This window comes from Moorena sp. SIO4A5 (genome assembly GCF_010672005.1).
In the GTDB taxonomy this organism is placed as follows: Bacteria; Cyanobacteriota; Cyanobacteriia; order Cyanobacteriales; family Coleofasciculaceae; genus Moorena.
The window spans coordinates 1-13,956 of record NZ_JAAHHZ010000145.1; the positions used below are offsets into that span (position 1 = coordinate 1).

A 13,956-nucleotide genomic window follows, 5' to 3' on the forward strand; every position below is an offset into this window, starting at 1 on the left:
CACAAAGATGTGTCCACGTCTGGTAAAGATAAAAAAGAGACATCCCATCTAGACACTATTACGGAAGACCAACCAACAGGAGTAGTAGCAAGAGTAATCTCCCAACTAGAGAGAGCAGCTCAAGTCGACTCAGATGTCTTAAAAGGAGCCGTGAAATTCTATATTCGTTCTCCTTTCTGGGACGAAATCAAGGATGAAACGTGGCTTAATGTTCCATTCACAATCAGAAAAATGATAGATCGGTTTGATTACACCTAACTATCACTGGGGAAGAGGATTGATTTGTGTTTATTTGTGTTTATTTGTGTGGTAGGTGGTGTAAGACGGAGCGATTATGTTTTAGAGAAAAAAGTGGGTGGTGTAAGACGGAACTGTTCCGTTTTAGAGAAAAAACGGGTGTTGCAAGTTGTCTAAGACGGAACCGTTCTGTTTTAGAGAAAAAATGTGGGTGGTGCAAGGGCGATCGCTTTTGGTTCCGCAAAGCTGATCGCAAGGGCGGAACGGTAACAGGGTTGCAAGGGAGCCTATGTGCCTAAGTAAAATTATTCCTACGTAAGTATTTTCGGAATCCTGATTCATCGCTCCTGGGGGGTGACATGCAAACTTAAATCCTTGCTGGGTAATAATTTTAGCCCATCAGTTACAAAAAGATACATGCTGTTTTGGGCTGACATTGTATGTAGTTATAGAAAATGAAAAGAGGGTCAATTGGCTACTGTATTTTGGCTAAGCTCATTGACATCAAAGCCTTATATCGTAAGCTCTTTAGTTCTCATGTAACCTCCTCAGCGTACGCTCACCTTCTTTATTTAAACTTTACAAAAAAAAACTTTTCTTTATTGTAAAAAGAAAAGTTTTTTTTTGTTTATTAAAGTATTTCCAGAAAGTTAAAAAGATGTCAGAAATAAGGATTAACAGTGGTACTTAATAAAGCCATTAACTGTTTAAAGTAAATACTTTTTGTGGCGAGACTTTAGATGCATCGATAACGTGTTTAGGTTTTAAAAAATGAAAAAAAATCAATTGAAACCTGTATATTACCTGATATCTATTCCTCTTCTGTCATTTTGGGACAATCGAACAATCTTTAATCATTTGAGCCTAGAAAAAATCAAGATTTAAACCCAGTTTGACAGAATAAAGCTATAGCAATTATACGACTTGTGAGGTACAAATATCTGGGTTTTAGGGAGCAGGGACTGAGGCCGTAGGCCACGCGGGGCTCGTTCGGAGCAGGGAGCAGGTAACACAGAAGAGGCAAGAGCCAATAGTAAAACAATTCTGTGTACCTCATGAGTCCTAGAAACGCTATATAATTTTTTGTTAATTAAATAGCCTCATAACTCTTGTACAGTAAGCTTTATGAGTTTTTTTTTGACTTTAAATGATCGCATAGCAGGTACTAAATAACCCAAATTATAAAGACGGGAGTAGGTCAAAGTTGCAGAACCGATGAACTATATACTATCAGAGTAAACTAAAACACATGATAGGGCTATATTTTAGCACAAATGTTCTACATAAGTGACATGCTTCCTATAAAAACCTACAAAGATTATTCGGTTGAGTCCAGATTATCGAGTTGTAAGCTGATGCGCATTTAAATTGGTTTTTACCTGTTTGCATATCCGCTGTTCCCTCTTACTTTTGAGCAATTTAGTTATCCCAATCTAAATGCTGAACAGCTCACTAAGCAAGAGTGTTGAGAATCAGGGCTTATTATGGTCATAATTCTTGCTCCATATCATATTTTTGGTCAATTTTTCTTGCGCTTACCCTGGGAAACTGATAATACCAAATCCGGTATTATAGTTTAACTAAATCCTCAAATCAAGTCTAGGCAAAAACTTTGATTATTTTGAAGATAGTCTTATTCAACCGGATTTGGTATGAGTCCAGATTATTCAGTCGTACTAAGCAAGTTCAGGGAATAACCTACTATAGCTAATCGGAGCTATCCAATTAAAAATGACACTATAGTCTTTAACAGCTTGATCAACTGTCTTATTGACTTATAGATCTTACAGCACACCTGCAGTAGGGAAAAACATAGTACCGCAATCAAGAGTGCTGATTCTAATAGAGATATTGGGGGTTTAACACGATACGTCACAGTAAACATCTCACCAAGGATATTTACTTCAGAGCAAATAAGGATATTTGCTTCAGAGCAAATGGTGACTGAAGTAGCATCAGATGATGCTAACCCCTCAAGGGGATTGGGTGTTTTTTCTTTTTGCATAACCAAAATGGTTAGATTAGCATGAAAAGTAGGAGGATGCATCCCATATTTGTAAAAAATTGGCGTAGGGTGCGTTAGGGACGGGCTCACCAAGATGCAAGCCATAGCAAGTGGGACAAGTCCGTCCCGTAACGCACCACCGCGTCAGACAGCAAAAGTGGGATGCACCAGAACATCAGACGGTACTTACGGTCACTTGCCGGTTACTAGTAAGTTGCCGTCTGATTTTTAATTTGCCTACTACTTAATGTTACTTGAAAGTATAGTCAAATCAGGAATATCGGATTTATTCTCTAAGATTTATTCTGTTTTTTTTTGTTTATTTTGTAAAAAAAACAAATCCGCTATTAACGCTTATAAATTAGGCATTATATTCTTTTAAATTAAAATCTATTTATGAAATTTTGATAATGATTTAGATTTTTTTTTCGATATTTATTAAGGTATTTTTACAAGCATATTTGTTATAATTAATAATTTTTATATTCATTTTATTTTGAGTTTTAACTTTTATTTATGCCTACCTACTTAGATAAACGGATCAGGAGCAGGTGTGGAGGCAAAAAAAATCCATTTTGATAGCGTATTCAGACCTGTCAACTTCATGTAAGTAGGTGGGCGTAATTAAGTGTAAAATAGCGATTGAAATTCAAAATCCTGAAACCCTTATTAATAGAGGATTCCAGCTTAATTTTCGGATTTTGAGTTTTAACGTTTATTTATGCCAACCTACTTACTTGGGGATGTCGCAGACACACGACCTAGTCCTAATTCCAGGACTCAACCCTGTTCCGCTACCTGAATGCCAGCAAACGGTTATGACTCAAGAGATAGACAAAATCCCGGTTAAGAATTTAAAAACCCGATACAAGATAGGTCGCACCGCTCTTTATGAGCGAATGAAACATGCGAATATTGAAACAAACAAAGAGGGGACTCGCTCTTTTATATCTGGTAGACAACTGGAGGAATTAGATCGTTTAAACACCCATTTGGAAAGGGGTGGAACCTTTGAAGATTTTGAGCCATTATTAACCGAAGAATTTACCGAAGATAGTCAGGAAACTATCTCCCTGGACAGTTCACCGAACAGTTCACTGAACAGTTCACCGGACGTTCGCCGGACAGGTTCTTGGAAGGCAGAACGGGAAGCATTGGAGGTGTTGATTGATGCCATTGCCTCTGGTATTGAGAGAGCCAATATCAACAGAATGCAGCCCCTGAGTCCCATAGAGTACATGCAGCAGTTGAAAATGGCTGCCCAAGAACAGTGGTTATTGACCACTTCGGAGGTTAGAGAATTGATAAAGGTAAAACCTCACACCAGGAAGGGTGAGGATACCTACAGGAGGGGTTCTTGGGTGTTTGTTAAATCGGGGAAGATTGGACGGGAAACTGCTTGGCGTGTGGAACAGGAACAGGGAACAGGGGACAATAGCTGATAGCTTCCCCTAAGCTTCTGTCCATCCTTCAATCGTAGCCATCAAAATGTTAACTAATGGATGGTCTATGGCTTCCTTGAAAGTTTCCACACTTCCAGCTTTCAGGGCATTAATTACCTTATCTTTTAGGGGTGGGTTATTCTCAATTTGGTCAACAACTTCACCTACAACTGCATTTCTCTCTTTGTTAGTTGTAGTGGGATTAGTCTGGGATAGTTGGTTGAGAAGTTGCTGGATTTCAGCTGCTGCTTCCGTTAGGTTTTTATCAGAAGCATGATTGTGTATGACATTCCCTGTGTAATCTCTTCCAGCAATACTACCATAATTAGGATTATTGAATTCATTATATTGAGTGTTAGACATAGGTTGACTTCCTATAGCTTTAATAGGTCTACTGACTCCAAGCTTAAGAATCTCCAATAAATGAAGATTATACTGATGATAAATTGCTATCTCGTTATCTTTAGCATTTAGTTGTAGTTTGTATCTCTCTTTTATAACTTTAAGTTCTGTTTCATAGGTTTGTTTTATATCACTATGAATCTTTTCTTTATCAGCATCTGGTGGAACATTGACTTTGATGACAAAAACATTGTCTCCTTTGTTTTCAATACTCTGAACTGTTAACTCAGTCCCTTCATTTTCAACCCTTACTTTGTTCCTAGTATCGTCAAAGGCTTTGATGAAAGCTTCCCAGTTAACACCATCCTGAAAAATTAAGTCAACAGTATTGAAAACCTCTTGGAATAGCTTAGTAAATTCTCCTGGTTGAAATTCGCCACTACTTGGACGACGCTCACGGTCATCTGTTCCTGGTTTAGGATTTTCCAACAGATAAACAAACCGACAATCAACATCTTCTAGCTTAGTGCTACTTTCAATATTCCATGCTTCTAAACAAGCTCCGGTAAAATAAGCATGAGTAAAATCAGTACCAACGCAATTAGCTTCAGTTAAATTAGCCCATTGTAAATTAGCATCCTCTAAAGTGGCTTCGCTAAGATCAGCCAGCTTTAGATTAGCCTTATTTAAAATAGCTCCTCTTAAATTTGCACCTCTAAGATTGGCATCAACTAAATCAGCCTCTTCTAACTCAGCCTTTTCTAAAGTGGCTTCACTGAGATCAGCGAGTTTTAGATTAACCTTATTCAGATTAGCCCCTCTTAAATTTGCACCTCTAAGATTACCATTAATATAAGACTTGTTATAACCCTTACCACGAACCAATAATTCTATAATAGCCGTATCAGCTAAGATAGTATTACCAGGTCTAGCTCGGTCAAGTTTAATAGTTTTCCGCCAACAAGTACGAGTGATAGTAGCCTCCCTTAAATCTGTATTTTTAAGGCTTGCTCCTGTAAAATCAGCATCGGTTAAATCGGCCTTGTAAAAACTGGTTCCTCCTGTGGCAGCAAAAGCAATAGCAATAGTGCGAATCCAGGCATCTCTGGGGTCTCCTTTTAAAGCACGCCAGCCCACGTAAATACCAAGTAAGGTGAAGGCTCCGGTTCCCGCTCCGGCTATGGCTAGGGCTACGGCTCCAGCTCCGGGTCCAGCTCCGACTACGGCTATGGCTACGGCTACGGCTACGGCTACGGTTCCGGCTAGGGCTACGGCTACGGCTAGGGCTACGGCTCCAGCTAAGGTTGCGGCTACGGCTACACCTGCGCTTATGCCTATAACTGAGCTTACCAATCTGGCTTCGTCTTTGGCTACTACAGCTACGGCTCCAGCTAAGGTTGTGGATCCGAGTCCGACTACGGCTACAGTTACGGCTACGGCTCCTCCAATACCTTGACAAAAGATTACAACAAATAAGATAATTATTATAATCAAAACTGTCGAGGAAAAGACTTGCTCTATTTCGTCACTAGAGGTAAATAAAAACGCTATTAATAACCCAAAAGTGAAGGAGATGAATCCTGATAGTACTGACATTATCCACGAAACCAACAAAAGAACAATTGCCCACTGTTTCTGTAATCCTGCCTTGGCCTTACAGAACTTAGTTCTGGTTAGATTAGCATTCTTAAAATTCGTTCCTCTAATATCCGCTTCACTAAAATTGGCACCTGAAAGGTCTTTCCCCTGGAATGACTGACCTCTAATATTTCCCCTTTGGAAATCCCGTTTTCCTGTTGCATATTCTCTCAGAACTTTATTAGCTTTCATCAGCGATAATTCTATATAGAAAAGGGAACAAAAATTATCACAATTTATTTTAATTGAAGTGAATTATGTATCGCTTTCTAGTATAAATTACAACAAAGAAATCAAGATTCTGGAAATACTTTCGTAGGAATAAATTTACTTTGGCACATAGGCTTCCTCACAATCCTGCTACTGTCCCACTCCTGGGATACGTTACGCACAGCCAAAGGCGATTGACCGTAGGCCACGCTATGCGAACGCAGAGGAAATGCAACGAATTTTCTTGATTCCAGCCATCGGTTTCCGTGGATTCGTTTGATCCAAAACTTGAAATCAGAAAAGCAGAACCCCTCATGAGGAAAGTATCATGAGGGGTTCTGTGTTGGTTCTAGGGCAAGCAGCGCCCACAGTCATAGGAAAGCCGAAGACCTTCCCTAGTTCCATAATATGCGATGGTTTTAAGGGTAGCTTCAGGTGCGATCGCTGTTAACAGGCACTCGAACACGCGCTCCGCTGTGGAAACCAGATAAATACCTTGGTTTTAAGTTCAAATTGCAGATTTTAGATAAATATCTCGGTTTTCAGTTCCCGGCTGGGTCGGCGCTCGGCATAAATTTTTTCTCTAAAACACTCAGATCCAATGGCCTCGCGCGACCACAGCCTAGTCGGCCAGGCGGAGTGTGGAGTTTTTTCTTCGATTAGACCTCCGTTATAAAAATTTATACTAAATTTTTATAACTCCGTCCTAACCGTACGAAAAAACTCCAGGAGAGGGAGAGGGAGAGGATATTAAACTGCTCAGTCGGATTTTCTGGTTGAACATATACATTTCCTTGGGTTTCTGTAGTCGATTCTGGGGTTTCTGTCCTGAGGTTGCTATCATCAGCTATAACAATTGAGTTATTACAGAAACCACTTATTCTCCCAGTTTTCTTAACATGATTTCGCAGAGCATGGACTTGGTCAGCTTGCTCTAAAGTTAGGGAAGCCTTACCTTCTGAATCGGTCTGTGCTTCTATCTCTAAGTAATGTAAGTCGTTATAGTAAGCGTCTTTTTAAATACTAAGTTCGCTCATCAGCGTTTCGGGGCGAATCGCCCCTGATGGTGCAGAATTCTGGTCAAACAATTTTTTTTCGGGATTCCATATTATGTACAGTGCTGAGAAAAAATTTCTGGAGTGACCCCATAATTCTGGGGTGGGCTGCTCAATGACAATGGTAATTTGGGCTTGAACAAGTGCTGTTACAAGCCTTTATCAATAACCACCATTGGTGAAGAGGTAAATACCCTGGTTACGAGGGTGTAGTTGTTGTTAAGTCTGGGGGAGATAGAGCAGCGAAATAGCTTGTTAGGTTGAGCACCGGGAAATTTTTATTCCAATGTTTCCCCAGTTATTGAAGTTCGACGGCTGGAGTTTCTGTTCTCAGTTTCTGCTAATGAGGTTGCTTTTCGGGTACACGGCGTTTTTGTTTTCGGGTGTGTGCTGGGGGTTTTGTGGATAGGTGGTGTCGGTTGTGTGCTGAGGGTTGAGGTGTAGGTAGTTGTTTGGGATCGCGTTTATCTATGGCACTAAGGAAACCCGCTCTCGGTGTGTAGGAGCGGGTGTTAAGAGGTTGGAATTCACCTTTTAAGCAGGTGCACAAAATTAATTACACATTTTCCAAAACTCAAAGCCTTACGATGTAAGGGGTACAGAGATTGGTAGTAGGAAATTAATTTTGTTTAAATGCTTATATGCCCTGGTTCAAGGTAATGACTAAAGTTTTGGTCAATTAACCAGGGTTTTCATCTATTTCTTGGGCTTCTTTGTCTTCTTCAGTCGTTCAAAAGCCTGTATACTCTGATTTACGGTTGTACTGCCATAAGCAAGTATTTGAAGTAATGGCTGTAAATTTTCAACATTTGTGAGTATTTTATCATTGCTAATACAGGCAATAGTCAAAATACAGACTGAAACTACTGAAACTACTGACTTGTTAACCATAATCAATCTCATCCAATAACGACAGGACAGTGTAGATTAGGTAAAGGATTGGACGACCAGTACAATTCCTAACCTAATTTCTACTTAATGGTCAGATTGAGATTCGGACATCTCAATCTGACTTATCAATATGCAGTTTAAGACTCAATTTGATTTATCCACCTATTCATCAATCAAAAGGTTGATTAACCTTCGAACAATATTTTCTCCATAATTTCTATCAAAAGTCACATGCCAATATTTCTAATATCTATCAAAAGTTGCATAAAAAATCTCTATCAAAAGAAAGATAGTGACTTGAATATCTCAAATATCTATCAAAAAAGAACTATAGGGATTGGATATCTCAAATATTTGTCCAAAGTTCAATTAATACTTGGACATTTCAAATATCTGTCAAAAGTAACATAGCGCTATGGATTACTGTTAGGAAATAACAGAAAGATACAGGCACTTAATATTAACTAAAATCTGTTTTTTCTTGTGTTGGAACTGGGTCGGTGAGGTGATTTCCTTCCCTCTACTAGTAGGTAGCTAACACCGCGATAAGAAAGTTTCATGGTCTTCGCCTCATAATGTGAGTGTAGTGATAAGAGGCGCGTTCCTTCAGGATTTATCCTTAGTTCCGTCTCTCCATGAAGCTTGATCACCTATGCTTAAGTCATGAAGAGATGAACGATTTTCTGTTTCTGTATCTATTGTAACCGTTTTGCAGGTAAATGGCGTAATGCTAGAGGAACGGGGGAGTTTTGAAACCGGACTGTTGAGGGTTGTGATCGCACCCAGTGAACGTGATCGCATAAACGCGGAAGCTGAGGCCGTAGGCCACGCTTTGCGAACGCTTCCGGAGCGTAGCGTCCCCTGCGGAGGATCGTGTTTGTAACCTGCTTACTGCACAACCATCTACCATATACAGAATTTCTCAACTAGTGATGGATGCTTTCCGGAAAGCAATAAGGGAATTCTACACGAGGGTTGACTGGTTATGATTCAGATATGGTCAAGGATACAGCCACAATCAATCCAATAAACTATTTCACACTTTCCGGAAAACAATCTAAGAGTCGAGATAGGCAAACCACCTTGATACTTAACCTGATGGCTGCGATCGCCTTTGGCGCAGCTTTGCTGATCGCGTAGCATGACCAAAGGGCGATCACGTAGCGTCTCCTTAGGAGAATCGGACTGCACTGATACATTGATGCAGAATGGAAGGACGAGCGCCACCATGGTCATGGCTATGGTTTATGTCGTTTATTGCATATTGGTAATATTCTGGTTCGTGACCCTCAACCAATAATAGTTATTGAGTATTTCCTCAAGTGATCTACTTCTTATGATGGTCAATCCCTGATTTTGGCCATATTGGGATGATGGATGGGGATGGGGGTAATGTGCTATCAGGATGTGGAGCCATCAGTGAAGTTTGACCCCTATGGTGAGGTAAGGGATTTAGAGAGGATTGGGTATTTTTACAGGATAAACGCATCTTATTTTGAAATGCCTAGTGAATATGAGATTGAGCCGATAAATATTTATGCTTATTGATTTGAAAATCCCTTCTGAGTAAGGCTTCTAGAATTTAGATGCGTTTGTCCTGGGTATTTTTATCTAACAACTCCTTATGACAGTTCACTAGATATCTTCATAAAAGTATATAACAGTTGACAGAATAATAAAATATAGAAAAATCAGAAAATTGTTAATAATTTGTAACTAGAGTAGTCCAAATAAAGCAAAATACAAAAAATTATACCTAATACTATAAGACTCTATAAAGAATTAATTAATTTTAAACAAATAATTATAATGAGATCTATACTGAATAAAGTTAAACAAACTCGATAGGAGTTATGTCATGGCTAAATCCTCAAAAGAACCAAATGGTAGGCTTGAAAATTTGATAGGTAGCGCATCACCAAATTGGGTACCTGAATCAAATGATGGGGTGCCTACGGCAAATGATGTAGGTGATATAGTTAAAGGTGTTGCGGTAGGAGCAGCGGTAGGAACAGCAGCAGTAATTGTAGCAACTGCAATAGATAATATGACCAACAATGAGTCTACTAACGATCAGTCTACTAATGAATAACTAAGTAGTCAAACATATATAAACGGTGCTGAACTTATATAAAAGCACCCACTCCTGATCGCGAAAACGGTTGGGTTTTTTTTTAAGTTACTACTGTATTAGATAAGTAGTCGGACATAAATAAACAGTACTGTTTCAAAAACTGTAAAATGCTTGTAACCTTTACCCCAAAAGGTTTTGCTTATATTTACAAAACTTTATACAGTACCCAAAACTTTTGTCCGACTACTTAATATGACCAACGTTCAGCCTACTAACGATCAGTCTACTAATGAATAACTAAATAGTCAAACATATCTGGGGGGGCGACAAAAGAGGTTGTAAGCCTTACATGATGAAGAGTTGAGCAAATTATGATAAAAAAAGATAGGTCCGAATTTTTCAACCGAGCCTACCAATAATAATGCTACCCACAATTTACCAAAATCATCTGAAAAGTCAACTCACGACAGCTCACTATCTGGTATTGAGTTTGTTGGTTACAGTTTTGCAATCGGTCAAAAACGTCAGGCTCGAAACTCTAGCGGCATCCATACCATTCCCAATTTTATTTGAAAGTCGTCGCAAAAAGCTGCAAAGATTTCTGGGACTCAAAGGGTTAGGTATTGAGCACATTTGGTGGCCGATTCTACAAAGTATACTGATTGAATCAATTGAGCCAGGCCAAGTGGTGCATATTGCGATTGACCGTACCAGTTGGAGTTGTATTAATATCCTGATTGTAAGTCTCATATGGGACAAAAGGGCTTGGCCAATATACTGGACTATTTTAGACAAAAAAGGGAGTAGTAATTATCAAGAACAAACCGAGGTATTGAGCAAAGCTTTATCTCAATTAAAGGATTATAAAACTATTGTTCTAGGAGACCGAGAATTTTGTGGAGTCAAACTGGGGCATTGGCTTTCACAACAAGCGGTAGACTTTTGTTTACGGCTCAAGAAGAGTACCTTTGTCGAGGCTGAGACTGACCAGTTAGTGGAACTAATGAACTTAGGATTAGTGCCTGGAATGAGTCTATTTATAAACGAAGTCAGAGTGACCAAACAAAAAGGATTTGGGACTTTCAATGTAGCCTGTAAATGGCAGCGCAAGTACCGAGGATTTGGCTCCGATGAAGCTTGGTTTATCCTGACAAGTTTAAGCACTTTGTCAAAAGCAATCGAAGCCTACCGGAAAAGATTTTCTAGAGAAGAAATGTTCCGAGATTTTAAGCTAGGGGGCTATAACTTGGAGGGATGTAAAGTGGAAGGCGAGCGATTAATAAACTTAATTTTAGTGATGACAATTGCTTACACCAGTGCCACTATAAAAGGACGAACAATTAAGCGTAAAGGAATACAAAAGTACATCGGTCGTGTGAAAGAAGTCAAGCGAACAGAGCGAAGACATAGTAGTTTTTACATTGGTTTGTATGCTCATAATTGGGTGAGTTTTTGGGGTGAATGTACAGAGATCGTGACTCATTTAATGAGACTAAATCCCAATAAACTCCCCAATTATAAAAAGGGTTTGAGGGCTATGTCGCTTATCCTGTCAGCTTCCTAGCCATTCATGTCGCCCCCCCAGCAAACATATAAGTACCTGGACAAAAATAAACCTAACTATATTAACTTGTGTAAAGTGGCCAAAAGTCCCTCTGCTCCCTGCTCCCTATTTCAACAGTTAATTTTACTTTTATCCGACTACTTATAAACGGTGCTGAACTTTTTAAAAATTTTTTTACATTAAAAAATGCCTTATCTAAGGTCAATATAATGTTAGAACACTACTTATTTATCACTACCTGGCAAAGCATGCAGAAGAGGCAGGACTCAGTAAGCCCATTTCAGCCCATCAGTTGCGCCACTTTTTGCTCACTTGGTTGAAAAAAAACAAGGGATTGATGATGCCCTAATCCAACCCTATTCCGGACATTCTTCTCTACAGTCATTGGAAGTGTAAGTAGGTGGGCTTAATTATCAGTAAAATAGCGATTGAGATTCAAAATACTGAAAACCTCTTTAATCAAGGCTTTTAGCTTCATTTTCCTATTTTGAGTTTTAACATTTATTTATGCCCACCTACTTATTCAAGACTGAGTATAAGGGAAGCTCAAGAAATTTATGATCAAGTGATGGTGAAGTTCTCTGTATGAAAGGGTTTCAGGTACTTCGACACTTCGTGACAGCTTCTCTAGCATTACGCCTACTTAACCCGATGGCTGCGATCGCATAGCGTCTCCTAGGTCTAATCCTGTAGCGTGACCTTGGGAAACATTATGACCTTCGCCCCTCCTCCTAAAACCCCAACTTCTGCACCGCCCTACGCTTAACCTCCTCACCCCGCCGGTCGTACTTAGCCGTAGTCACAGGGGAAGCATGGCCAGCTAACTTTTGTACCGTCACGATATCAATCCCAGCATCGAGCAAATCAGAGCAGAAGGTTCTGCGAAAATCATGAGGACTAAAGGACTCCACCCCAGCTTCTTTGGCCCGTTTCTGCAAAATCAACAACACGGCCTGGGGGGTCATAGTTCTGTACTGTATCTGCCCACCTTTGAATATTGGGCACAACAGCGCTCCCGGTTGGCGACCTCTGACACTCAACCAATCATTTACAAACGCGATCGCACCTTCGGGTAAATAGACGGTCCTATCCTTACCTCCCTTACCCTGGCGCACTTCCAATGCACCACTATCACCATCAAAATCTCGCACTTCCAGCTTTACCACCTCTGCCCGTCGCAGTCCTGTACCCCGTAGGATGCCAATTAGGGCTATATCCCTAACCCCTTGGTTAGTTGTATCAGAGGCACATACCTTAATGAGTGCTGTAATTTCTGCTTGAGTTAACGCCCGACCTCTGGGTAAGGGATGATTCTTAATCCTGGGTAAATCCACCGCCGCCTCAAAATCTTCTGGATCCATCAGTTTCAACTTCTTTGCCACAGTTAATACTCCCCTGAGGGCTGCCATCTTTTTTTGAACCGTGGCCGGGGCATTGATTTCTAGTAGTGCGGCTTGGACGGCAGCGGTGTGCTGATAGGTGAGGGCTGCCCAGTCAAGGGTGTCTGCATCGCATTCGTTATTGGTGAGTAGGGATGCGATCGCATCTAAGGCTTGCCTCATTGTTGGCTGCGACCCCGGACTCAAGCTGTTGAGATAGACCCGTGCTGGATGCCCAGTCAAAGGTAGAGCTGTGGTGAGAGAGAGCGATGTGGTAGTGAGGGTCACGCGCGATGTGTTTATCAGAAGTCCTCTTCTAAGAAGTCATTATCACATGGAATGACTCACAGTTTGTATTACACTATTGACACTTTGTAGTATATTATGTAGTATAGATACAACAGAGTAATACAGGCCAGAAACCTGCTTGCTCCGAAGCACCTTGAAAACTTCAGAGAATGCCAAATCTATGGGTCGGCTCACCTATTGGAGAAGGTAACTGTCTGTAAAACAGCCTTGGAATGCATTGTTGGTTCAAATCCAACTCGACCCATCTTGCCCCTGTGATGCAATTGGGAGACATAACCCGCTTAAAACGGGTTTTTTGCAGGTTCAAATCCTGTCAGGGGTATTGCGGGGATGGAGCAAAAGTGGCTCATAGGTCTCATAAGCCTGAAATCAGTGAGTGCAATTCTCACCCCCGCCACCAATAATCTCACCTATTCCATGTTTAGCCACTAGTGCTTCTAATATCACCTGGACTTGCTTAGGGGAAAAATGCTCAGCAAAATGCTCAGCATTATTGATCACGACTGTAGCAATATGCTCTATATATATACGTCTGTTTCTGATTCAAGCGACTCGCTAAATGTCTTCTAAATTGTCTGCTAACTCTACGCAAAAGTTTTTGTTGGAATAGATTTCGACTTTCTGTTTACTGACTTTAACCATCACTATTCACCCCCAAAAATCAAACCATTTCTAATGCAGCCCTGGTGATGTACTGGGAAAAAGCTTCAGTTGCATGGGCATCCCAGATATTCTTACCGCCAGGTTCCCAGTTTTGCTTGCTGTAACAGATATCTTCTTGACAGTCATAACAAACTGGAAATGAATTAT

Annotated in this window: 8 protein-coding genes, 2 tRNA genes and 1 riboswitch; of the genes, 6 read left to right on the plus strand and 4 right to left on the minus strand. The window is 40.3% G+C overall.

Annotation, left to right across the window (positions count from 1 at the left end):
* Positions 1 to 258 (plus strand): hypothetical protein (locus tag F6K57_RS29000; RefSeq protein ID WP_293071759.1); only part of this gene is annotated, 258 nt, incomplete at its 5' end.
* Between the two features lie 853 nt (positions 259 to 1,111).
* On the opposite strand, the gene F6K57_RS29005 is transcribed toward F6K57_RS29000, so the two are convergent.
* Positions 1,112 to 1,294 carry a hypothetical protein gene (locus F6K57_RS29005; RefSeq protein WP_293071760.1) on the minus strand — a complete coding sequence of 61 codons (183 nt, stop codon included), beginning with the start codon at positions 1,292 to 1,294 and terminating at the stop codon, positions 1,112 to 1,114.
* Between the two features lie 1,691 nt (positions 1,295 to 2,985).
* On the opposite strand from F6K57_RS29005, the gene F6K57_RS29010 reads away from it, so the two are divergent.
* Positions 2,986 to 3,684: a hypothetical protein gene (locus F6K57_RS29010; RefSeq protein ID WP_293071761.1), complete on the plus strand. Its 699-nt coding sequence runs from the start codon at positions 2,986 to 2,988 to the stop codon at positions 3,682 to 3,684.
* Positions 3,685 to 3,693: 9 nt separating this feature from the next.
* Here F6K57_RS29010 and F6K57_RS29015 read toward each other — a convergent pair whose 3' ends face one another.
* Together F6K57_RS29015 and F6K57_RS29020 are read right to left on the minus strand one after the other, a co-directional pair.
* Positions 3,694 to 5,856 carry a pentapeptide repeat-containing protein gene (locus tag F6K57_RS29015; RefSeq protein ID WP_293071762.1) on the minus strand — a complete coding sequence of 721 codons (2,163 nt, stop codon included), beginning with the start codon at positions 5,854 to 5,856 and terminating at the stop codon, positions 3,694 to 3,696.
* Positions 5,857 to 8,415: 2,559 nt separating this feature from the next.
* A riboswitch (Glutamine riboswitch) is annotated at positions 8,416 to 8,500 on the minus strand.
* 310 nt (positions 8,501 to 8,810) lie between these two features.
* Positions 8,811 to 9,056, minus strand: coding sequence for a hypothetical protein (locus F6K57_RS29020; RefSeq protein ID WP_293071763.1), 246 nt, complete (start codon positions 9,054 to 9,056; stop codon positions 8,811 to 8,813).
* A gap of 622 nt (positions 9,057 to 9,678) precedes the next feature.
* On the opposite strand from F6K57_RS29020, the gene F6K57_RS29025 reads away from it, so the two are divergent.
* A complete protein-coding gene (locus F6K57_RS29025) occupies positions 9,679 to 9,912 on the plus strand; it encodes a hypothetical protein (protein ID WP_293071764.1) in 234 nt (77 codons plus the stop codon).
* A 403-nt stretch (positions 9,913 to 10,315) separates the two neighbouring features.
* Entirely contained in the window at positions 10,316 to 11,458 is a 1,143-nt protein-coding gene (locus F6K57_RS29030) for an IS4 family transposase (protein WP_293071765.1), read from the plus strand.
* A gap of 731 nt (positions 11,459 to 12,189) precedes the next feature.
* On the opposite strand, the gene F6K57_RS29035 is transcribed toward F6K57_RS29030, so the two are convergent.
* Complete coding sequence (locus F6K57_RS29035) at positions 12,190 to 13,125, minus strand: tyrosine-type recombinase/integrase (protein WP_293071766.1); 936 nt, start codon at positions 13,123 to 13,125, stop codon at positions 12,190 to 12,192.
* Positions 13,126 to 13,308: 183 nt separating this feature from the next.
* Between F6K57_RS29035 and F6K57_RS29040 the strand changes: the two genes are divergently transcribed.
* Together F6K57_RS29040 and F6K57_RS29045 are read left to right on the plus strand one after the other, a co-directional pair.
* Positions 13,309 to 13,390: transfer RNA gene (locus F6K57_RS29040), tRNA-Tyr, on the plus strand.
* 4 nt (positions 13,391 to 13,394) lie between these two features.
* Positions 13,395 to 13,468 (plus strand) — tRNA-Leu (locus F6K57_RS29045).
* Positions 13,469 to 13,956 lie beyond the last annotated feature (488 nt).